At 64.9% G+C, this 21,534-nt stretch carries 20 protein-coding genes; 2 read left to right on the top strand and 18 right to left on the bottom strand.

Translation table 11 applies throughout. From position 1 onward, the window contains the following. Positions 1-171: 171 nt before the first annotated feature. From F0M18_RS17240 to F0M18_RS17265, 6 genes are all read right to left on the bottom strand, one after another. Positions 172-2,436 (bottom strand): GumC family protein, encoded by a 2,265-nt coding sequence (locus tag F0M18_RS17240; protein ID WP_149612710.1) that lies wholly within the window; start codon positions 2,434-2,436, stop codon positions 172-174. Beyond that, complete coding sequence (locus F0M18_RS17245) at positions 2,436-2,975, bottom strand: polysaccharide biosynthesis/export family protein (RefSeq protein WP_149612711.1); 540 nt, start codon at positions 2,973-2,975, stop codon at positions 2,436-2,438. Before F0M18_RS17245 ends, F0M18_RS17240 begins: the two co-directional genes overlap by 1 nt. A 224-nt stretch (positions 2,976-3,199) precedes the next feature. Continuing rightward, complete coding sequence (locus F0M18_RS17250; RefSeq protein ID WP_149612712.1) at positions 3,200-3,586, bottom strand: hypothetical protein; 387 nt, start codon at positions 3,584-3,586, stop codon at positions 3,200-3,202. An 18-nt stretch (positions 3,587-3,604) separates the two neighbouring features. Further along, complete coding sequence (locus F0M18_RS17255) at positions 3,605-4,798, bottom strand: outer membrane beta-barrel protein (RefSeq protein WP_188109786.1); 1,194 nt, start codon at positions 4,796-4,798, stop codon at positions 3,605-3,607. Positions 4,799-4,908: 110 nt separating this feature from the next. Then, complete coding sequence (locus tag F0M18_RS17260; RefSeq protein WP_149612714.1) at positions 4,909-6,351, bottom strand: O-antigen ligase family protein; 1,443 nt, start codon at positions 6,349-6,351, stop codon at positions 4,909-4,911. Between the two features lie 89 nt (positions 6,352-6,440). Further along, positions 6,441-6,914: a hypothetical protein gene (locus tag F0M18_RS17265; RefSeq protein WP_149612715.1), complete on the bottom strand. Its 474-nt coding sequence runs from the start codon at positions 6,912-6,914 to the stop codon at positions 6,441-6,443. A gap of 182 nt (positions 6,915-7,096) precedes the next feature. On the opposite strand from F0M18_RS17265, the gene F0M18_RS17270 reads away from it, so the two are divergent. Next, positions 7,097-7,420 (top strand): CCDC90 family protein, encoded by a 324-nt coding sequence (locus tag F0M18_RS17270; RefSeq protein ID WP_149612716.1) that lies wholly within the window; start codon positions 7,097-7,099, stop codon positions 7,418-7,420. Here F0M18_RS17270 and F0M18_RS17275 read toward each other — a convergent pair. From F0M18_RS17275 to F0M18_RS17285, 3 genes are read right to left on the bottom strand one after another with little or no spacing between them, the layout of a single operon-like run. Further along, positions 7,386-8,339: a hypothetical protein gene (locus F0M18_RS17275; protein WP_149612717.1), complete on the bottom strand. Its 954-nt coding sequence runs from the start codon at positions 8,337-8,339 to the stop codon at positions 7,386-7,388. The two genes, F0M18_RS17270 and F0M18_RS17275, sit on opposite strands and share 35 nt — an antisense overlap. Then, positions 8,332-8,805 (bottom strand): lasso peptide biosynthesis B2 protein, encoded by a 474-nt coding sequence (locus tag F0M18_RS17280; RefSeq protein ID WP_149612718.1) that lies wholly within the window; start codon positions 8,803-8,805, stop codon positions 8,332-8,334. The genes F0M18_RS17275 and F0M18_RS17280 overlap by 8 nt, the downstream gene beginning before the upstream one ends. 3 nt (positions 8,806-8,808) lie before the next feature. Next, positions 8,809-9,954 (bottom strand): methyltransferase domain-containing protein, encoded by a 1,146-nt coding sequence (locus tag F0M18_RS17285; protein WP_149612719.1) that lies wholly within the window; start codon positions 9,952-9,954, stop codon positions 8,809-8,811. 146 nt (positions 9,955-10,100) lie between these two features. Here F0M18_RS17285 and F0M18_RS17290 point away from each other — a divergent pair, with 146 nt between their 5' ends. Continuing rightward, on the top strand, positions 10,101-11,771 hold the full coding sequence (locus F0M18_RS17290) for an ABC transporter ATP-binding protein (protein WP_149612720.1): 1,671 nt from the start codon (positions 10,101-10,103) through the stop codon (positions 11,769-11,771). A gap of 27 nt (positions 11,772-11,798) precedes the next feature. On the opposite strand, the gene F0M18_RS17295 is transcribed toward F0M18_RS17290, so the two are convergent. The 9 genes from F0M18_RS17295 to hflX form a co-directional block, all read right to left on the bottom strand. Further along, a complete protein-coding gene (locus F0M18_RS17295) occupies positions 11,799-11,978 on the bottom strand; it encodes a hypothetical protein (protein WP_149612721.1) in 180 nt (59 codons plus the stop codon). 49 nt (positions 11,979-12,027) lie between these two features. Then, entirely contained in the window at positions 12,028-13,917 is a 1,890-nt protein-coding gene (locus F0M18_RS17300) for an asparagine synthetase B family protein (RefSeq protein WP_149612722.1), read from the bottom strand. A gap of 15 nt (positions 13,918-13,932) precedes the next feature. Then, positions 13,933-14,427 (bottom strand): hypothetical protein, encoded by a 495-nt coding sequence (locus F0M18_RS17305; RefSeq protein WP_149612723.1) that lies wholly within the window; start codon positions 14,425-14,427, stop codon positions 13,933-13,935. Between the two features lie 158 nt (positions 14,428-14,585). Then, complete coding sequence (locus F0M18_RS17310) at positions 14,586-15,881, bottom strand: adenylosuccinate synthase (RefSeq protein WP_149612724.1); 1,296 nt, start codon at positions 15,879-15,881, stop codon at positions 14,586-14,588. A 603-nt stretch (positions 15,882-16,484) separates the two neighbouring features. Next, positions 16,485-17,651 carry an ATP phosphoribosyltransferase regulatory subunit gene (locus F0M18_RS17315; RefSeq protein WP_149612725.1) on the bottom strand — a complete coding sequence of 389 codons (1,167 nt, stop codon included), beginning with the start codon at positions 17,649-17,651 and terminating at the stop codon, positions 16,485-16,487. A 9-nt stretch (positions 17,652-17,660) separates the two neighbouring features. Then, positions 17,661-17,852: a DUF2065 domain-containing protein gene (locus tag F0M18_RS17320; protein WP_262500984.1), complete on the bottom strand. Its 192-nt coding sequence runs from the start codon at positions 17,850-17,852 to the stop codon at positions 17,661-17,663. A gap of 232 nt (positions 17,853-18,084) precedes the next feature. Then, entirely contained in the window at positions 18,085-18,960 is an 876-nt protein-coding gene (gene hflC, locus F0M18_RS17325) for a protease modulator HflC (protein WP_149612727.1), read from the bottom strand. 2 nt (positions 18,961-18,962) lie between these two features. Next, positions 18,963-20,135, bottom strand: a complete 1,173-nt coding sequence (gene hflK, locus F0M18_RS17330; RefSeq protein ID WP_149612728.1) for an FtsH protease activity modulator HflK — start codon at positions 20,133-20,135, stop codon at positions 18,963-18,965. Positions 20,136-20,256: 121 nt separating this feature from the next. Further along, on the bottom strand, positions 20,257-21,528 hold the full coding sequence (gene hflX / locus F0M18_RS17335) for a ribosome rescue GTPase HflX (RefSeq protein ID WP_149612729.1): 1,272 nt from the start codon (positions 21,526-21,528) through the stop codon (positions 20,257-20,259). Positions 21,529-21,534: the final 6 nt, after the last annotated feature.

Raw genomic sequence — 21,534 nt, forward strand, 5'->3', positions numbered from 1 at the left:
GAATCCGTTCTCGAGTTTGCATAAGAGTATGTGTTGTTGGGGATGGGTGCAATGGGTTTGGGGGGCTGGATTCCCGCCTGCGCGGGAATGACGGGGGGGGGGGTTATTGGTGATTGTGGGGGGTGATCGCGGGTGGGGTGATCGCGGCTGTAGCCGCTCCTACAGGCGTGGTTACGAGGGTTCTTCGGCGGTGTAGTAGTGGCTGTATTGGTAATGGGCCTTGCCGACTGCCTTGATGTCGAACTGGTTCAGCACCACGCCGGCCAGGGGTTCGTTGTTGGCGAGGATGGCGTCTATGCCTTTTTGCACCTGGGTGGCGGGGGTGGCGTCGGCTTTCACCACGTAGATCACAATGTCTGAAAGCGCCGCCAGCACCAGGGCGTCGCTCACCGGCTGCATGGGGGCGGAGTCGATCACGATGCGGTCGTAGCGCTGGCGCAGTTCTTCCAGGGCGTAGGCGAATTTGCGTGAGCTCAGCATTTCCAGCGGGTTGGGCGGAATCAGGCCGGAGGTCATCACGTCCACGCCCATGTCTTCCATGTGCACGATGCACTCTTCCAGGCTGGCGGTCTCGGAAACAAAGTGGCTGAGGCCGGGGCGCTTCGGGTCCAGGCCGCACTTGGAAGCCAGGCCGGGCTGGCGCAGGTCACCGCCCACCACCAGCACCTGCTCCATCTGCCCCAGGGCCACGCCGAGGTTCAGCGCCAGGGTGGATTTGCCCTCCCCCGGCACGGTGGAGGTCACCACGATCACCCGCGCCGGGTTATCCAGCTGGTTCAGCAGCAGGCTGGTGCGGATGCTGCGGATGGATTCGGCAAACACGCCGCGCGGTTTCTCCCAGATGTGCTGGATGTAGCCGTGGGCAGCGGGCTTCTCCCGCGGGATCGCCCCCAGCAGCGGCGCGTGCAGTTTCTCGCCCACGTCTTCCGGCTTCTTGATGGTGTTGTCCAGCATGTCCAGCAGGATGGCCACGCCGCAGCCGAGCATGGTGCCCAGCACAAAGGCCAGCACCAGGCTCATTTTCATATTGGGCTTGTAGGGGCGCTCGGGCGGCAGGGCCCGGTCTACCAGGCGCGCGTGCGGGCTTTCGAAACCGCCGGTCTCGGTGAGCGCGCGGATGCGCGAGAAGAAGGCGTCGTAGAGTTCGCGGTTGGTGTTCACCTCGCGCTGCAGTTCGCGCAGCTGGAACTCCACGCGGTTGAAGTTCTGCATTTCGCTTTTGCGCGCTTCCCAGTTTTCCTGCAGCTGCTGTTCGTTGCGCAGGGCCACCTCGTACTCGCGGCTGATGCCGGAAACCACCTTGCGCACTTCCCGCTCCAGGGAATCGTTGGCGGCGGCGAGGTCGGATTGCGCGGCAATCATTTTCGGGTGTTTGGGGCCGTAGCGCTTGCCGAGTTCGGCCACGGTGCGCTCGGCGGAGGCCTGCTCGCGCTTGATGTCGCGGATCACGTCGTGCTGCAGCACCGCGGGAATGGTCATCAGCTCGTCCACGCTGGCGCCGCGCATGTTCTGCACATTCTCCATGATGGTTTGCGCCTCGATGCGGGCGCGGCGCGCCTCGTCCAGGCGCTGGGAGAGCACGTAAAGCTCACTGCCGCCGAGGCTGGTCTCGCCGTCCACGTCTACCAGGCCTTCCTGCTCGCGGAAGTCCTGCAGCGCCTGCTCGCTCTCGCGCAGGTCGCTTGTCAGCTCTTGCAGGCGGGTGGTCATCCAGTCGGTGGCCTGGATGGAGCCGGAGGTGCGGGTTTCCAGGTCCTGGGCGATAAACTCTTCCGCCAGGGTGTTGACGATGGTGGCGGCGAGCCTGGCGTCGGTGGAATCAAAGCTCAGGTAGGCCACGTGGCTGTATTCCACCGGCTGCACGCTGAGGCCGCCGGTGATGTAAGCGGCGGCGGCCTGTATCTCCAGCTCTTCCTTTTGCTCCGGGGTCAGCTGCACCGGGGGTTCCTGCTCCCGCGCCGGCAGCAGGCTCTTCAGGCTGAAGCTGAAGCCGGGCTCATCGCCCTCGCCGTCTTTGGGCTGGAAGATGGCGTGCTTGTGCAGCTGCAGTTTGCGCGCCACCCGCTCCGCCAGGCTGCGGCTCTTGAGGATTTCAAACTGGGTCTGGAAGTAGTCGTACTCGCGGTAGGTGCTGTAGGCGTACTGCTGGTCCTGCGGCACCAGCGGGTTGCCCTGCTTGGCCTCGATCACCACCGAGGCGGAGGCGCGGTAAGTGGGCTCCTGGGTGTTCACCCACAGGCCGGTGATCAGGGTGATGGCAAAGGCCAGGGCGAGGATCGCCCACTTGTGCTGCAGCACCGCGTTGATCAGGCGGCTGAGGTCGATGAAGTCGTCGTCCTGCGGGTGCTGCGGGCCCGCGCCTGGCTGCGGCATCGCCGCGGCGTGCCTGGGCAGGTTGGAAGCGGGCGTGGCGGGCATGTCGGGTGGCTGGTTCATCAGAAGAAGGTGTCCTGCACGGTGAAGATGTCGCCCGGTTGTACCTGGTATTCCAGGCCCACTTTCTTTTCCCTGCGCTCGGGGTCGCTGTCGGCGATAACGAGTATCTCCTTGCGGTTGGCGCGCTCGGTAAAGCCGCCGGCCAGGGCCACGGCCTTGCGCAGGGTGAGCCCGGGCTGGAAGTCTACCCCGCCGGGACTCTTGACCTCGCCGTTCACGAAGAAGGGCCGGTATTTGACGATGCTCACGGAGATGCGCGGGTCTACCAGGTAATCGGGCTTGAGGCCGTTGGTGATCTGGTCCTGCACCTCGGAGGCGGTTTTGCCGGAGACCTTCAGTTCACCGAGAAAGGGGTAGGAGATGCGCCCGTTCTGGCCAATCAGCAGGGACTGGAAGGTGAGGTCCGGCTCGCCGTACACGTAGATGCGGATGGTGTCGCCGGCATTCAGGGTGTAGTTGGATTCCTGGGCGTGGCTGAGGGTGGCGGCCAGCAGCAGGGTGAGAATGGCAAAAAGGCGATGGGTGGCGGTGGTTGGCATGGTGTCGGGCTTGTTGGGCGGTTCCTGGTTGCTTGTTGGAGCGGCTACAGCCGCGATTTGGTTTTGGTTTTTTCAAATACCGTTTGTTTTTCTGGGTTTATCGCGGCTGTGGCCGCTCCTACAGGGTTTGGGTCGGACCGTAGGAGCGGCTATAGCCGCGATGTCCTTTTGCCTTAACCCAACCTTGGTGTATTGCACCGACCTTATCGCGGCTGTGGCCGCTCCTACATGGCCTTGTTTCTGGATTGGTACTCTACCATCAAACGCTGGTCCTGCGGGTGCGCGGGGCGCCAGTCCAGGGCCTGTTTCTGGGCTTTTATGGCTTCTTTTGCCAGCGCGCCGCTCTGCTGCCAGTAGCTTTCCCAGGCCAGCTGGCTGGCCTGCAGGGCGTGGGCGCGGGCATCCTTCGGGGTGGCGGCCACCAGTTGCTCGATGCCGGCGCCGGTGCGTTCGCGGGTGCGCTCGGTGGGCAGGTATGCGCCGCGGCCCCAGAAGCTCACTTCGGTTTCCAATTGGGTGAAGGCCAGGTGCTGGCGCATCTTGGCCTGCGCCTGCCAGGCCAGTGCCAGCAGCAGGGCCAGGGGAATCAGGGCAAGCGGGCGCATGGCCATAAGCGGGCAGGCCTGCGCTTACAGGCTCAGCTCGGCCTCGATGAAGTACACGTTGCGGGAGTAGTCGAAGCTTGGCCGGTCGGAATCCCTGTCTTCGTAGCGGTAGCCGCCGCCGATGTCGAACCAGCGGTCCACGTTGTAGAGGTACTTCGCTTCCAGCTGCCAGCGTTCGTCTTCGCGGGTGTAGCCGGTGTAGTCGTCGTCACCCCACAGGCTGCGGACCTCGGTGCGCGAGCGGCCACTCCAGTCGTGGTCCCAGCGGATCTGGTACTCCTCCACGTCGATGGCGTCGCCGAGGCCGTTGGTCTCCTCGCTGAAACGGCGGGTGCCAAAGTTGAAGTTGGAGTAGCTGCGCGGCTTGTAGTCCACGTCCACTTCCCAGGAGAAGCCGTCGTCATCCGAGCGCCGGCGCGAGTCGTAGCTGCGGTCGTACCAACCCAGGCGCACGCTGCCGGAGGTCTTGGCGGTGGCCTGCCATTCCACACCCGCGAAGTAATTCCACTCCTCGCTGTCGTAGGAGCCGCCGGGGTCAGCCGGGTTGATTCTGTCGTATTCGTTGTCGATGTAGCGCACTTCCACCAGCGCGTCGGTGCGCGGCGCCACTTTCCAGAAGAAGGTGCCCTTGAGGGTGTCCTGCTCGCGGTCGCGGTACCGGGTGACGTCGCGGAAGTTCTGGTAGTCCAGGTCGAGGTAGTCGTAGGCCACGGTCAGGCGGCCGTCGGCACTACGGCTGCCGTAGGTGTAATCGCCGCCCCAGCGCCATTGCTCGTATTCCACCGGTTTGTCGATGAGCTGCGCAAGGCCGCCCTCGGCCAGGCCGGTACCGCGCTCTTCGTGGGCGTCAAAATATTCGGCGTAGGCGTTCAGGGTGTTGCGGGCGTTGAACTCGTGGTGGATGTCCAGGTTGACGCGGTGGTCGGTGTAGTCGTCGTCGTGGCTGGAGAAGTAGCGGTAGTCGGCCAGCTCATAGGCCAGGGAATAGGTGTTGTTGCCGTTTTTCAGCCAGGCCTGCACGCGGGGGCGTACGTCGGAAACCCAGGAGCTTTTTTCATCGCGGGCGCTGCGGAAGATGTTGTCCACGTAGCGCGCTTCGGCTTTCACGGTGGGCACGATGTAGACCGGGCCCGCCTTGATCGGCGCCGGTTCCACCGCCAGTGCGCCCTGGGCACACAGGTTCCCTACGGTGACCACTGCTAAAGTATAACGTTTCACGTCCTGGTCCCAGTGGGGGCCGCCACGTGCCCCTCTCATGTTTTGTCAATTATAAAGTTGATTTTACGGGAATTGAACGGTGATAGGTCACAATTTGCCTAAGTTTTCGCCTATAAAGCCTTGTTTCGCGGCAAGTTTCCGGAAATATACGCTAGCGCGAGCAAACTTACGAAGGTGAGCGCGTTGGCGGGGATCTGCAGGTTGAAATCCACCGTGGAGTGAATCGCGGCCCAGATCACCGCCATGGTCACCGCAAAACCGGCCCCGCGGTACAGCGGGTGGTGCCGTTTGCGCTGCACCTGCACCGCCTGCCACAGGCACAGCGCCACAAAGGCCACCAGCGCCAGCGCCGCCGGCAGGCCCAGCTCCGCGCTGAACTCCAGGTAGTCGTTGTGGCTGTGCAGGTAGAAGCCGCGCAGCTGCTCGCCCTGGAAGTTGGGGAAAATACCGTAAAAGGAGCCGCCCCCGGAGCCGGTGAAAGGAAACGCGCGGATGTAATCCAGGGTGTAGAAGTCCATCCAGTAGCGGGAGAACTCCTCCGCGGCCTTGCCTTCCAGGCCTTCCAGCCGCTCTACCAGTTTATCCAGCCCGAACCAGCGCCCGAGGATGATCATGTCCACCACGAACAGGCTGGCGAGAAAGCCCACCATGCGCCAGGAGAAGCGGCGCCCGCTGTACAGGGCCACGCAGCCGGCCAGGGCCAGGGCGCTGAAAAAGGCCACGTTGCCCATGCGCGAGCGCGTCAGCACCAGCGCCACCACCATCACCGCCAGGTAGAGGCGCAGGCGGAACTTGGGGCTGAGCAGCAGCCGCAGCCAGCTGCGCAGGCGCTCTTTCCAGCCGTGAATACGCTGGCGCGACAGCTGCGACAGCAGCAGCCCGGTGCCCGCCGCCAGGCACATCACCAGGTAGCCGGCGAGGTGGTTGCGGTTGACGAAGGTGCCGGTGGCCACGCCGCGGCCGGCGTACTTCTCCACGAAGAAGCCCAGTTCCAGGCCGCTGAGCACCATGAAGGCGCCATAGGCCGCCTGCGCGGTGCCGCTGAACACCAGCACCTGCAGGAACAGCCGCACCCGGCGCTCGCTGTTGACCAGGGCCAGCATCAGGAAAAACCCGAGGGTGATGCCGCAGCCGCGCAGCAGGTAGTAGTGGGTGGCGGCCCAGTCCAGTGACAGCGTGAGCCAGCCCTCGCGCACATGCCAGGCCGCCGCCCGGGGCGAGAGCGCCTCGATGACCGCCGGGGGCAAGGGGGTAATCTGCAGCAGCACCCAGGCCTGCACTGCCAGCAGGATGTACAGCGGCACTTTGGCGCGGCGCCAGATGCGCGGGTGGACCTGCGCCCTGCCGGCCAGCCACAGGGCCACCCAGGCGGCGGCCACGGCGGCCAGCAGCAGGGTGAGCAGGGAGCCGGCCCATTCACGGTTGGAGGCAAAGGGCAGCGGCGCCCACACCAGGATCGCCATGAAGGCGGCGAACAGTGCGCCCTCTAAAGCGCTGTGCTTCGTAGGAGCGGCTACAGCCGCGATATTTTTAGTGCCCTGGCCCGAAATCATGGTTTGGTTTTTGCGGGGGGTGATCGCGGCTGCAGCCGCTCCTACAGGGGGAGCGGCGACGGGGTGTTTGGGGGTTGGGTGCTGCGGGATCAGGACGCAGGGCTACCGGGCGGTAACAGGCCGCCGCCGGGGCGCGTGCCGCCACCGTGGCTGGTATCGGTGGGCGCGTAAGACGGCGGTGGGCGCAGGTCCTCGTCGTCATCGTCACAGCCGCCGGTGTCGTAGCTCGCAACCAGTGACTCTACCGTGTCGACCATGTCACCGCTGAGTTCGGTCAACAGGTCGGCGGCGATCCGCTCGGCCTCGGTGCTGTCCGTGGCGGCGCAGATACCGGCCTTGGCCAGTGCGGGCTGGTTCTCCACAGAAGCGGCGGCAACGGCCAGCATAGTGGCGGCGTCGAGTGTGCGCCCGTCATCGCGCAGCATCTGGATGATGCTGTCGGCAGATTGCCCACCGGCCAGTGCGTCCTGCACGGCCCGGGTGGCCTCGCCATCGGACATCGCGGCCACGGCGGCCAGCGGCGCAAGGGCCAGTGCGGCGATGAGGTTACGAGCGTTGATCATGACGGCTCTCCGTAGCGGCATTGATAGTCCTCGCCATGATAGGGGGCAAGGCCGGGAGGGTAAAGCGGCACAATTCACGGTGCCGGCGCGGCATCCTGCACAGTTTTGATCGCAAGCGAACGGGTTTGATGTGGCGTGAGCCCAGGGCCTGCATGATCATACGGGTAACATGAGATTATGGTATGGCCGCAATCGCGTTTGATACACTGAAGTTCGTCCGCCGGCTGAAAGAGGCGGGCGTACCCGAGACACAGGCGGAAGCGCAGGCGGAACTGATGGCGGAAGCGTTCGTATACAACATGGATTCGCTGGTAACAAAGGATCACCTCGAAGGGGCCCTGGATGCCCGATTTGCAGCGCAGGATCTCAGGTTCGAGAACCGTGTTTCCGATCTGTACCTGCGCATGGCAGACATTCGCGGAGAACTGAAACTGCAGCGCTGGATTCTTGCCGCCATCGCCGCCAGTACCGTCATTCCGGCCCTGATGACCCTGTTTGCCCCCTGAGCGGGCCACTGGCGCAGCCCTCTCCCACCCCGGCGGCGTGATCGCGCAGGGCCCGGTATACGGCGTCCATGCGCTCCAGGTTCCAGGGGCGGTGCACGCGGTACACGGGAATGCTGTCGGCCAGTTGCGCCAGCCAGCGCATGCGCTGCTCCTGCAGGAAGCGGAAGCTGTACAGGTAGTTGGGGATCAGTTCCTCGAACTTGCGAAAGCCGGTGACCTCGGTGATGGCTATCTCCGCGTCCGGCTCGCCCTGCTCAAGCAGGTAAACCGCGTGAATCGGCCTGGCGCGGGTGGCGAAGTTCTGCACCCGGTCGCCCAACACCTCGTATTCCCGCCAGGGGCGATGGTGCGGGTGCGAGGGCACCGCGTAGTACTGCCCCCCGTGCATCACGGTGGCGACCTTGTCATCGGAGAGCAGCGGGTGGCCCTGTTGCAGGAAATAATCCGCCAGTGTCGATTTGCCGCCGGTAGAGGGGGCCACAAACAGCACAGGCCGCGACGCCACTTCCACCGCCGCCGCATGCAGGAAATCGTGCCCCCGCTCCAGGGTGAGATACAGCGGCAGGAAGATGTGCACAAACCAGAACACCAGCCGCTCCTGCGTGCCCAGTGCATGGCACTGGTAATGGACCAGGTTGTCGCCACCACGCCAGTGAAAACTCACCACGTCGTTGACATCCATGCGCCATGACTGGCCCGCCACACTGTGCGCCAGCGCACGATCGCTTTGCAGGGACAGGTCGCGATTGTGGGCGTGGTAAAGCGAGAAGGTTTCCGGCAGTGTCGGCAGGGGCTGTTGCGCAGGCAACTCGCGCAGTTGCAGCGGCGCCTGCTCGGTAAAACCGGCCATCGCAGATGCTGCCGCGAACAACTCGAAGCCCGTGCGCACCGGCACGCCGTACAGCACCTGCTCAGCCATGTGAAGCGCCCCAGCGGAACGTGGACACCACGGTGAAAGCCTCGTGCCCTGCCCCGCCGTTCACAATCTGCGCCCCGCACTGCAGCCAGGCATGGGCCGAAAGCCCGGTGGGGTCGGCGCTGCGCTCGCAGCCGCGGCGTACGCCCAGGTAAAACTGGCCGGGTATGCCCTGCGCCGCCAGCAGCCGCTGCAGCACCAGCACCTGGGCCAGGCAGGTGCTCTGCCACGGCGTGTGGTTGGCGGCCACCGCTACCAGGTAACCCATGCGGCTGGCGGCCTGCAGTTGCTCTGCGCTGGGTTCAGCAGCAGGGACCGGCTGCGGCAGGTGTTCCAGTGAGGCCACCAGGCGCTTGAACGGGCGGGTGAGAATGGCAAGGCGGGCACAGCCGAGCAGCCACGTGGCGCGCAGCAGGAACCACTTGTCGGCAGCGTCGAGAGACTGAAACCTGCTGAGTTTACCGGGCACGGTTCAGCCAAACTGCTGCGCCAGGGCGCGCATAAACTGCAGGGCCTCGCGCTCGGTGGCGAAAGCGCCCGGGTACTGGCGGGTGATGGCCTGCGCCAGCTCGGCGCTGCTGCGGCTGCCGTCCATGTGCTGCAGGGCCCAGGCGACCGCCCTGCCCTTTTCGCCCAGCCGCGGCTGGTAGGCTTCGGCGCGCTTCATCAGGTCTGCCGGTTTCAGTGGCAGTGACAGGAAGCTGCTCTGGCGCTGGCTGCTGCCCTGGTGGCTTGTGATCCAGCTCCACTCGCCGTATTCCGGGCGGCTGAGGGTGAAATCGATGGTGTCGCCCTGTTGCAGTGACAGGGGCTCGGCCAGGGGCAGGAACACCTCGCTCCAGTGGGTGGGGCCGGCGGCGCGGCTGGTGTCGTACCACTCGTCGAGCAGGCGCATGGCGAACCAGCCCTGCCAGCCGTGCTGGGTGCCGGACTGCCCGGCCTGCACGCTGACGCTGGCCTTGCCGCCGGCGCGGTCTGCGCGGGCGAGGTCGAGGACCATCAGTTCTGCCGCCGGCGCCAGCGGTGTGACGGGCTGCTTGTCGCCACCCACGTCATACAGCAGGGTGTTGGCGGCATAGGGGCGCGCTGCGCTGTAGTCGATTGCGGGCAACTGGTTGTCGGCGCAAAAGTCACCGTAGCGCGCCCAGGTCTCCACCTTGTCCTGGTACACCGCCGGCGCCGAGGCCGGGCGCACCAGGATGCGCGCGGTATCCGGCAGCAGGGTGCCGCCGGGCTTGAGGAAACGGTCGCGCGCGTAAAACAGGGAGGGCAGCAGGTCTTCACCGAACAGCAGGTTGCCGGTGAACACCGAGATCAGCACATCCGCCTGGATGTCCTCCTGCACCTCTTCCACGCGGGCGCGCAGGCAGGTCACGTTATCCAGCCCGGAATCCCTGGCCGCCTGGCGCGCCACCTCGATGACCGGTTCCGGCTCCACCAGGTACACGTGCTTCGCACCCAGCCGCGCGGCAAACAGGCCCAGCACGCCGAGGCCGGCGCCGATGTCCAGCACCACGGTATCCGGGGTGACCAGCTGTTCCAGCGCGCGCACGTAGGCGGCGTTGCGCCGGGCGTCGTAAACCATACTCTGGTGGGAGGTAACTTCTGCGTAACTCATGGTCGCCCGATGCGGTTGCCAGTGGCGATTATTCGCGAGGCAAGGGGGGCAATGCAAATGCCGGGCGTGAGATCCACCACGGCGGTGCTGGCGCTGGGGCGCTGGCTTTGTGTAGGCTTGCGCTTTGCATACACCTTCGGCCCGCCATGAGAGAACTGCTGCGCCACATCACCCCGCCGCCCCGGGCGCTCGCCCTGAGCGTGCTGCTGATGCTGGCCGGCACGGTGCTGACCCTGCTGATCCCGCTGTTTGCCGGCCAGCTGACGCGCAGCATCCTCGCCGAGCCGGGGGTGGAGGTGTACCCGCTGCTGTGGATCGTGGTGGCCTGGGGCGCGGTGATGGTGTTGCGCACCGGGGTCAACCTGGCCGAAACCTACTACCTGGGCATGGTGGGGGAAAAGGTCGCCACCGGCCTGCGCGACCGGGTGTACGCGCACATGCAGGCCCTGCCCCTGCCCTGGCACCAGGCGCGCAAACGCGGCCAGGTGCTGAGCCTGCTCACCAGCGATGCCGATGAAGTCAGCGGCTTTGTCACCGGCACCCTGCTGCCGCTGTTGCCCACACTGCTCACCCTGCTCGGTGCCTTCGTGATGATGGCGCGGCTGGACACGACCCTGGCGCTGGCGGTGATCATCGGCCTGCCGGCCTACTTCCTGGCCATGAAAATCATCGGCCGCGAGATCCGCCCGCTGGCCCGCGCGTGGATGGACCAGTACAGCCAGCTGGTGGCCCGCGCGGAGGAAAACCTGGCCGTGCTGCCGGCGCTGAAGGCCTTCGGCCGCGAGCGTTTGGAGCAGCAGCATTTCCAGGGCGACAACCAGCAACTGCTGGCCATTGCCCAAAGGCAACTGCGCAGGCAGGCGCTGCTGTCGCCGGCGGTGAACCTGCTCGCAGGACTGGGGATACTGTTGCTGTTGTGGCTGGGCAGCCAGCGTATTGCCGCAGGCAGCCTGGAACCGGCGGACCTGGTCAGCCTGCTGCTGTATGCCGGTTTGCTGATGTCGCCGCTCAGCTCCCTGGCCGGGGTGTACGGGCAGGTACAGCGCGTGCGCGGTTCGGCAGAACGGTTGATCGGCTTTTTCCGCGAGCAGGGGGAAGATCTCGATGCGGGCGAAGCCCTGGGCGAGGTGCGCGGTGAAGTGCGCTTTGACAAGGTCAGCTTCGCCTACCCGGAGCGCGAGCCGATACTGCGCGGCCTCAACCTGCATATTGCCGCCGGGGAGACAGTGGCCATTACCGGGGTCAACGGTGCCGGCAAATCCACCGCCGCCCACCTGCTGCTGCGTTTTATTGCCCCCAGCGCCGGGGCCGTGTATCTCGACGGCATCGATATCGCCGGGGCCTCCATCGCCAGCGTGCGCCAACAGGTGGGACTGGTCGCCCAGCACGTGCAATTGCTGAACGGCACGGTGATGGAGAACATCGCCTACGGCCGCCCGGAGGCCTCGGCGGAGGACATCGAGCGCGCGGCGCGTGCCGCCCATGCCGATGAATTCATTGAGGCGTTGCCGCAGGGCTACCAGACCCTGATCGGCGACGAAGGCATCAAGTTGTCCGGCGGCCAGCGCCAGCGGCTGTCACTGGCGCGCACCCTGCTGCGCGACCCGGCGGTGCTGATTCTCGATGAGGCCACCGCCATGTTCGACCCGGCGGGGGAAGCGCGGTTTATTGAGGAGTGTCACCAGGTATTGCACAGCAAGACGGTGATTCTGATTACGCACAGACCGGCGAGCCTGGCGCTGGCGGATCGGGTGTTGGAGATGCGAGAGGGTGTGTTGGTGGAAGGTTCCGGTCAGGAAAAACCCGTTCAGGCGTGAAGCCGGCCGGGCATCAAACCAGGGCTGTCACATCATCATCTGCATGTCCGCCCGATTCATATTCACGCCGCCGTCGCCCAGGCTGCCACCCGAGCCCAGGGTCAGGCCCTGTACCGGGCCGAAGCGGGTCAAACGCGGGCTGGAATAGGTGGCCCTGGTCTTATCGACCGGCTGTCGCGGTGCCTGGCTGTCTGTTTTCTTGCTCATAGTGCCCCGTGGCGTAGCGCCACCTTTTCGTCTTGTCCTGGGGCGCAATCTAACGCAATACTGCTTGCTTGACAATTGGCGCAGCGGCGCGTTGCTGCGCGGCCATACAGCTGAACAGGAACCACAGGGCCCAGTCAGCTGTACCCGCCGGGCCGGCAAGGGCTGCCTGTAAACGGGCATCGAAGGCCTCTGGCTGCACCCAGCGCGCGCCGGTGGGCAAGCCTGAGGTTTTGACCAGGCCGGCCAGCTCCGCCGTCAGGCCGCGAAACGTGAAGGAGAATTCGGCCTTGTCTTCGCGCTGCAGAATCTCCGTCGGCAGCAACGTTGCCATGGCGTCGCGGTGCAGGCTGCGATTGTACCCGGGGCGATTCAGTACCCCGCGCGGCAGGCTGATCGAAAAATCGACCGCACGCCTGGACCAGTAGGGTCGGCGCATGTCGAGCCCGGACTCAGCTGCCAGCGCCTCCATGGTTTCGTGGGCCAGCAGGGCATAGGCGTTATTGGCCTGGTGCCACAGGGGGCGCTGCCAATGCACCCGCGTTGGCGCCTGGTTGAATGCGGCCCGCTGTGTTGCCTGCAGGCTGCGCAGGTGCTGAATGATCTCCGGCGCGAGGTGCTCCTCGTCCTCATCGGCGGCAGTGAGCAAATCACGCAGCGCGTGCCTGAATGCCGGGGGCAGGTTGCCACCCAGGCCGCCGCGCGCGAGGCGACTTAGCGCGTAGGGCCAGCCGTCGCGCCCCGCATGATCGCGCAACAAACGCCACAGCATCGTGACCCGCCCCCGTCCGAGCGCCTCGGCGTAGGCGGCGTCGCCGCCATCCAGCCATTCATCGCCACCGGTGCCATTCAACAGCACGCGGCTGCCATTGCGCGCGGCCTGCGCAAACAGCCCCATAGTCATCACCCCGTTGGGCGCGTTGCAGAATTCGCCCCGGGTTTTGCCACGCTGCAGGTACCAGTCCAGCGACTGGTATGTCGGCGCCACCAACTCGATGCTGCGCCCGCAGTGCCGCCCCACCGCCTGCGCATAGGCCACCTCGTCGGCATCGCCGCAGCCGCGGAAGTCCAGGGTATAGCCGGCGATATCCGGCGCCTGCAGCCGGCCGTGCCGGTGCAGGTCATCGGCCACCGCAAACAGCGCCGAGGAGTCCAAGCCGCCGCTGACTTCGAAGGCCACCGGGTAATCGCTGCGCGTTTGCCGGCGCACGATGTCGGTGATCAGCTCCAGGTAGTGTTCGCGGTAGTCGCTGTCATTGGGATAGTGCAAGGTATGCTGGAAATCCGGCTGCCAGTAGCGCTGCAGTGCAATACGGCCCTGCTCCACCAGCAGCGTGTGCGCCGGCGGCAGGCGCTTGCAGCCCTGCCAGAAGGTGTCCTCATTGCTCACCCAGCACTGGGCCAGGAACTGGGTGACCATGTCCTGGTTGGGCTGCAGCGCGCCCTCGGCCAGGTCCAGCAGTGGCGGCAGTTCGGTCGCGAAGGCGAAAAAGTGCTTGCCCAGGTGGTAGTAGAACGGCCGCGTGCCGGTGTGGTCACGTGCGCACAGCAGGCGCTCGCGTCCCGCATCCCAGATGGCAAAGGCAAAATCGCCGTCCAGTTGCGCGGCGCAGCTATCACCCCAGCGCAGGTAGGCCGCGGCCAGTAATTCGGGGTCCGGCGTGTCCGCAGCCAGGCCCAGGCTTTGTGCCAGTTCGGGGGCGTTGTCCAGGCGGCCGTCGAACACCAGGTGCAGGTTGGCGCCGGGTACGGAATACGGCAGCGGGGTGCGCGCGGCGGTGCGGGTTATATGAAAGCGGGCCTGGCCCAGTGCAACGGGGCCAATACAGGCGTGGTGCAGGCCGTCCGGCCCGCGGTAGTCCATGGCATCGAGCATGGCGCGAACCGGGGCTGGCTGCGCCGGGCGGCCATCAAGGTACAGCAGGCCACAGACCCCGCTCACGGGGCAGCCACCGGCCTAGGACATCTTGCTCCACTCGTCGATGCTCGCCCAGCCGACATCGGTCTTGCGGCGGCCGCGGGACGTCTTGCGCCGCTCTTCGTTGCCCACCAGCACGTATTGCTCCTCGGCGAGGCGGCCAAGAGCCCGGCGGTCGCCCTTGGGCTTGCGGCGGTCAGAGTGGTGGGTGTAGTGGCAGTTACAGCGTGCGGCAGTGCAGTCCGGGACCGGCAGTGGCGGCGCGTTGCTGGCGAGAAAACGCTTGTTCTTGTAGGACTTGAGCGCCGGGCAATCGCCCACCAGCGTAACGCAGTGGTAGGGTTCGGTTTGGGTGTCGGCATCCTTGCGCTGGTGCCGTTTGCCTTTGGCCCTGGTCTTGCTGTTGCTCCTGGAGTCAAGCGCACCGGCGCCCGCAGGCTTGCGCGATTTCTCCGTCTGCCACGACTGGTAAACGCGAAAGACCACCATCGCGAGCACCACGAGCACGGCAAAGAGCATGATGTTCTGGTACATCCTGTACCCTCCCCTTGGAGACTATCCCTCTCCAGTATAGCCAAAAACCGCGGCCGTAAAGGGGAAATTGCAGCGGCTGCGAGCCGGTGCTGGGGGACGTTGCCCGGCGGTGACGGCCGCGGGTTAGCGCGGCGGGGAATCACCGGGCCATCGGGCATTCAGGCCTCGAAGGGGTGGCGCAGCACGATGGTCTCCACCCGGTCCGGGCCGGTGGAGATGATATCGATGGGCGCGCCCACGACCTGCTCGATCTTGTTGATATAGTCGCGCGCCGCCTGGGGCAGTTCCTCCAGGGTCTTCGCCCCGAGGGTGGATTCGTTCCAGCCGGGCACTTCCTCATACACCGGGTACAGGCCGTCGTAGTCGTCGGAATCAATCGGATTGGGCACCGGGTTACCGTCGGCACAGGCATAGCCCACGCAGATGCGGATGGATTCCAGGCCGTCGAGCACGTCCAGCTTGGTCAGGCACAGACCGCTGACCGAGTTGATGTTGACCGCGATGCGCAGGGCCACGGCATCGAACCAGCCACAGCGGCGCGGGCGCCCGGTGGTGGCGCCGAACTCGTGCCCTTTCTTGGCCAGGTGCTCGCCGGTGGCGTCGAACAGTTCCGTGGGGAACGGCCCCGAGCCCACGCGGGTGGTGTAGGCCTTGGTAATACCGAGCACGTAGTCGAGGTACAGGGGGCCAAAGCCCGAACCGGTGGCGGTGCCGCCGGCGGTGGTGTTGGAGCTGGTCACGAAGGGGTAGGTGCCGTGGTCGATGTCCAGCAGTGAGCCCTGGGCGCCCTCGAACATGATCTTGGCATTGGTTTCACGCAGGTGGTGCAGGATGGCGGTGACATCGGCGATCATCGGCTTGAGCTGCTCGCCCATGGCCAGGGTGTCGGCCAGTACCTTGTCGTAGTCCAACGGCTCGGTGCGGTAATAGTGCTCCAGCGCGAAGTTGTGGTAATCCATGACCTCCTTCAGCTTGCGGGCGAAGCGCTCCTTGTGCTGCAGGTCACCGAGGCGCAGGCCGCGGCGGGCCACCTTGTCCTCGTAGGCAGGGCCGATACCGCGGCCGGTGGTGCCGATCTTCTCGTTGCCACGGCGCGCCTCGCGGGCCTGGTCCAGGGCCACGTGGTAAGGCAGGATCAGCGGACAGGCGGCAGAGATCTTCAGGCGCTCGCGCACCGGCACGCCCTTGTCTTCCAGTTCGCCCATTTCCTTGAGCAGGGCGTCGGGCGCCAGCACCACACCGTTGCCGATCAGGCACTGCACGTGGTCGCGCAGGATGCCTGAGGGAATCAGGTGCAGCACGGTTTTCTCCCCCTCGATCACCAGCGTGTGGCCGGCGTTGTGGCCACCCTGGAAGCGGACCACGGCGCTGGCCTGGTCAGTGAGAAGGTCGACGATTTTGCCCTTGCCCTCGTCACCCCACTGGGTGCCGAGCACGACTACGTTTTTGCTCATGTTTTAGCTCTGTTCCATTCCGCCGGCGGCGGGCTTCTATGTTTCCGGTTCTGGCGGATAATCGTTGCCTGTGGTGGCAATGGCTATCCGGCGTGTGTTCTCTATTCCAGCCTGTTTCAGCGCAGCGAGCTGATCGCGGCTGCGGCCGCTCCTACAATGACTCGCTCACGAACGGCCTTGTGGGAGCGGCTATAGCCGCGATGGCCATGCCTGTTTACCGGGCACGGCCTTGCTTACCCAACCTTTTCGCGGCTGTGGCCGCTCCTACAATGACTCGCGCACGGACGGCCTTGTGGGAGCGGCTATAGCCGCGATGGCCATGCCTGTTTACCGGGCACGGCCCTGCTTACCCAACCCTTTCGCGGCTGTGGCCGCTCCTACAATGACTCGCGCACGAACGGCCTTGTGGGAGCGGCTATAGCCGCGATGGCCATGCCTGTTTACCGGGCATGGCCTTGCTTACCCAACCCTTTCGCGGCTGTGGCCGCTCCTACAATGACTCGCGCACGAACGGCCTTGTGGGAGCGGCTATAGCCGCGATGGCCATGCCTGTTTACCGGGCACGGCCTTGCTTACCCAACCTTTTCGCGGCTGTGGCCGCTCCTACAGGGGCCGGGTTTGCCATTCACCCTCTATTTCAACCAACTCGCGATCGCAGCGCGGGTCGCGTCCTGCGCCGAGACTGTTTATCACGATCTCGCCGCTGGCGCGCAGGGCCTCTGCCTTTGCCAGCAGCTCCAGGTCATCCGAATCGGGCATGCTGATGGCACCCTGGCCGGACGCGCTCGCCGGCAGCAGGTTCATCAACGCTTTCAGGTCGGTGGCGAAGCCGGTGGCCGGGCGGGACCGACCGTACACTTCACCCACGCCGTTGTAGCGACCGCCATTGGCCAGCGCCTGGCCGTGGCCGGGCACGTAGGCGGCGAACACGATGCCGGTGTGATAGTGATAGCCGCGCAGTTCGGCCAGGTCAAAATAGATCGGCAGGTCGGGACGCTGGTGGCGCAGGTCGGTGGCGACGTCCTGCAGCGCATCCACGGCGGCCAGGGCCCGGGGGGCGCGGTCTGCAAACAGTTCGCGGGCGGCCAGTAGCACGTTGTCATCGCCGTGCAGGTCCACCAGCCCGATGATCAGGGTGGCAATGTCCTCGGGCACGTCATCCAGCGCCTGCATCAGATCCGGTACGGATTTGCGCTGCAGGCAGTCGAAGATGCGCGCTTCCTGTTCGTCATCCAGTTCCGCCGCGTCCAGCACCGCCTCGTAAATGCCCACGTGACCCAGGTCCAGGGTGTACCGGGCCGGCAGTTCGGCGGCGTCGAGCGTCGCCAGCATCAGGCGAATAATTTCCACGTCGGCGGCGACACTGTCATCGCCATAGAGCTCGGCGCCCAGCTGGATGGGCGACCGCGAGGCCATCAGTGACTTGGGCCGGGTGTGCAGGGTGGAGCCGGCATAGCACAGGCGCGAGACCCCGTCCGGCGCCAGGCTGTGGGCATCGATGCGCGCCACCTGCGGGGTGATGTCGGCGCGCACGCCCATGCTGCGGCCGGAAAGCTGGTCGGTAAGCTTGAAGGTCAGCAGGTCCAGGTCCTGGCCCAGGCCGGTGAGCAGGGAGTCGGTAAATTCCACCAGCGGCGGGATCACCAGTTCGTAGCCCCAGCTGCGGAACAGGTCCAGCAGGCGGCGGCGCAGCGCTTCCACGGTAGCGGCCTGCGCGGGAAGGACTTCCTCTATGCCGTCGGGCAGCTGCCAGCGATCAACCGATGTCATGCGGGGCCTTTAATTCACCAGGTAAAGCAGGATCACGCCCAGCATCATACTGCCGAAACCGATCCTGCGAATCACGCGATCATCCATCTGCGCCACCAGTGCCAGCATATTGCGCCAGTGGTTGGGGCTGATAAAGGGCATCAGCCCCTCGATGATCAACACCAGTGCCAGGGCTGCGGGGAATACCTGCCAAAAATCCAAAATTGCTCCCCAGAATCTGCCGGACACAAAAAACCGCGGGCCCATTGTCTGCAGCGCAAACGACGAGTCCCACGGTTGCGGAATGCTACCACAATGTATCGTGGTATTACCCGTGATTTTTTCCGGTTTGGGATGGGGGTTATCGCGGCTGTGGCCGCTCCTACGGGGTTGGTGCGCTGCACCTTGTAGGAGCGGCTACAGCCGCGAGCATGGCAGGTAACCCGCCCGGGGCTTATTTACCGCCCTGCGGGTCTTTCAGGTAACGGAAGAACTCGCTGTCAGGCTGCAGCAACAACACATCGCCCTGGCCGCTGAACGACTCCTGGTAAGCCTTGAGGCTGCGCGTGAAGGAGTAGAACTCCGGGTCCTGGTTGAAGGCATCGGCGTAGATGCGCGTGGCCTCGGCATCGCCCTGACCACGGATCTGCTCAGATTCCTTGTAGGCGTTGGCGCTGATCACCGTGACCTCGCGGTCGGCGGCGGCGCGGATACCCTCGGCCAGCTCCTGGCCCTGGGAGCGCAGCTCGCGCGCTTCCTTCTCACGCTCGGCGTTCATGCGCCGATACACCGACTCGGAAACATCCGGCGGCAGGTCGATCTTCTTCACCCGCACGTCTACCACCTGCACCCCCAGTTCCTTCAGGGCTACCTCGTTGAGTTCGGTGGTGATGTCTTCCATCAGTTGGTCACGTTCACCGGAAACCACTTCCTGCACCGTGCGCACGGCCACCTGGTTACGCAGGCCGTCGTTGATACGCTGGGCCAGCAGGCCCGCGGCACGCGCCTCTTCACCGTTGGTCGCGGTGTAGAACTTGGCAGTATCGGCCACCTGGAACTTGGCGTAGGAGTCCACGATCAGCGCTTTTTTCTCCTGGGTGAAGAAACGCTCGGGCTGTGAATCCACCGTCAGCACCCGGCCGTCGAACTTGCGTACGTTGTTGACGAAGGGAATCTTCACATGCAGGCCCGGCTTGATATCCGGGTTTACCACCTCACCGAAACGCAGCAGCACGCCGCGTTCCGTTTCCTTGATCACGTACAGGGCATTGCTGGCGATGAACACCACCAGGGCCAACCCAATCAAAAGTGTCATATTACGGCTGGACATGATCAGCGACCTCCCCTGCGTGCGGTGCTGCCGTTCGCGGCATCGCGACGCAGCTGTTCAGTTACGGCGTTGGTGATTTCGCGCAGCGAATTGGTATCCAGGCCCGGTGCGCGCATGGCGCGTGACTGGCTCTGCTCGGCGAGCTTGTCCAGCGGCAGGTACATCACGTTGTTGCCGCCCTCCACATCTACCATCACCTTGCTGGTGTTGCTGTAAACGCCCTGCACCGCGTCGAGGTAGAGACGCTCGCGCGTGACCTCGGGTGCCTTGCGGTATTCGGTCAGCAGTTTGCCGAAGCGATCCGCCTCACCCTGGGCGTTGGCGATCACCTGCTCCTTGTAGGCGCTGGCTTCCTCGATCACCCGCTGGGCGGCACCACGCGCTTCCGGCACGATGCCGTTGGCGTAGGCCTGGGCCTCGTTCTTCACGCGCTCCTCGTCCTCGCGGGCCTTGATCACGTCATCAAACGCGGCCTGCACCTGGCTGGGCGGCTTGGCGTCGTCGACGTTGATCTTGCTCACCAGGATGCCGGTCTCATAGGTGTTGAGGTAAGCCTGCAGGCGCTGCTGGACATCGCCGGCAATACGCGCACGACCTTCGGTCAGCACCAGGTCCATCACGGTTTCACCGACCACGTGACGCAGGGCGCTCTGCGCCGCGTGCTGCAGCGAGCGCTCGGGGTCGCGCACCTTGAGCACGAACTTGTCGGGATCGTTGATCACATACTGTACAGACATGTTCACCTCGACGATGTTCTCGTCCTTGGTGAGCATGATTTCGCGGAAGCTGGCCGCACGTACCTTGGTGGTGTTGACCTTGATGACTTCGTCGATCAGGGGCGGGTTCCACTGCAGGCCCGGCTGCACGGTTTCGTGGTACTTACCGAAACGCAGCACCACGGCGCGCTCCTGCTCGTCGATCTGGTAGAAACCCATCAGGGCCCAGATCACCAGCGCCACGATGGCGAGCACACCAAACAGTGCGCCCGACACGGCGGGACCACCGCCGCCACCGCCACCGCCACCGCCGGAACCGGGCTTGCGGCCAAACAGCCCGCCCATTTTTTCCTGCAGTTTCTTCAGCGCCTCGTCGAGGTCAGGGGGACCCTGGTTGCCACCACCCCAGGGATCGTTAGGCCCCTTGTTGTTACCGCCACCCGGTTCATTCCAGGCCATAGTCAGCTCCTGTGTTCAAAGTCGGAAGAGTCTAGCATTGTCGATGTCATATTCGCACCCTGTGTCGACCGGTACAGGGTGCTTCGGATTTTCCTGCCCCGCGGCGAAGTGCTCGCGGCCGCTAAAACAAGGGTTCCGGGCCCTTTTTCATCAATCGGTTCCAGTCTGCGCGCGGCAGGCGCACCTGCAGGTGGGCCACGCCGTCATCACTGTAGTTTTCCGCCTCCACCGCACCCAGTCGATAGAGGGCGGCGCGCAGGCTGCCCTGTTCCGGGGTCAGCTCCAGCTCTTCGTTGACCATGTCCTGGCCGATCAGTTCGCTTACCGCCTGCAGCAACAGCTCCACACCTTCACCGGTGGCGGCGCTGAGCCAGACGCGCTCGGGCCGCCCGTCAGCGTTTCTATCTATACGCGGTGACTGCTCCAATAGATCGAGCTTGTTGAACACTTCCAGCCGCGGGATCTGGTCGGCGCCGATCTCGCTGAGCACGTCGTGCACCTGGAAAATATTGTCCTCGCGCTCATCGCTGGCGGCATCGATCACGTGCAGCAGCAAGTCGGCGTTGAGGGTTTCTTCCAGTGTCGCCTTGAAGGCCTCCACCAGCTTGTGCGGCAGATGGGCGATAAAGCCCACGGTGTCGGCCAGCACCACGGGGCCGACATTATCCAGCTCTACCCGGCGCAGGGTGGGGTCGAGCGTGGCGAACAGCTGGTCGGCAGCGTACACACCCGACTCGGTAATGTAATTGAACAGGGTAGACTTGCCGGCGTTGGTATAGCCCACCAGCGACACCGTGGGAATCTCCTGCCGGCGGCGGGAGCGGCGGCCCTGCTCGCGCTGCTTGTGCACCTTTTCCAGGCGCGCGGTGATGGACTTGATGCGCACGCGCAGCAGGCGTCGGTCGGTCTCCAGCTGGGTCTCACCCGGGCCGCGCAGGCCGATACCGCCTTTCTGCCGCTCCAGGTGGGTCCAGCCGCGCACCAGCCGGGTGCTCATATGCTGTAACTGGGCCAGCTCAACCTGCAGCTTACCCTCGTGGGTGCGCGCGCGCTGGGCAAAAATATCGAGGATCAGCCCGGTGCGGTCCAGCACCCGGCATTTGAGTTCCTGTTCCAGGTTGCGTTCCTGGCTGGGGCTGAGGCTGTGATTGAACATCACCACCTCGGCCTCGTGCAAAGCCACGGCTTCGCGTATCTCTTCCAGCTTGCCGGAGCCGACAAAGGTGCGCGGGTGCGGCGCGCTGCGCTGGCCCATGAGGTAGGCAGCCGGGTCCCCTCCTGCCGAAAGCACGAGTTCTTCAAATTCGCGGGGGTCTTCCCGCTCGGATTCGCTGTCGAGATTCAGGTGCACGAGCACGGCTCGCTCCCCGGAATCGGGTCGATCAAAAAACAAACTTAC

The organism is Pseudohalioglobus sediminis, from assembly GCF_008370495.1.
GTDB lineage: Bacteria > Pseudomonadota > Gammaproteobacteria > Pseudomonadales > Halieaceae > Halioglobus.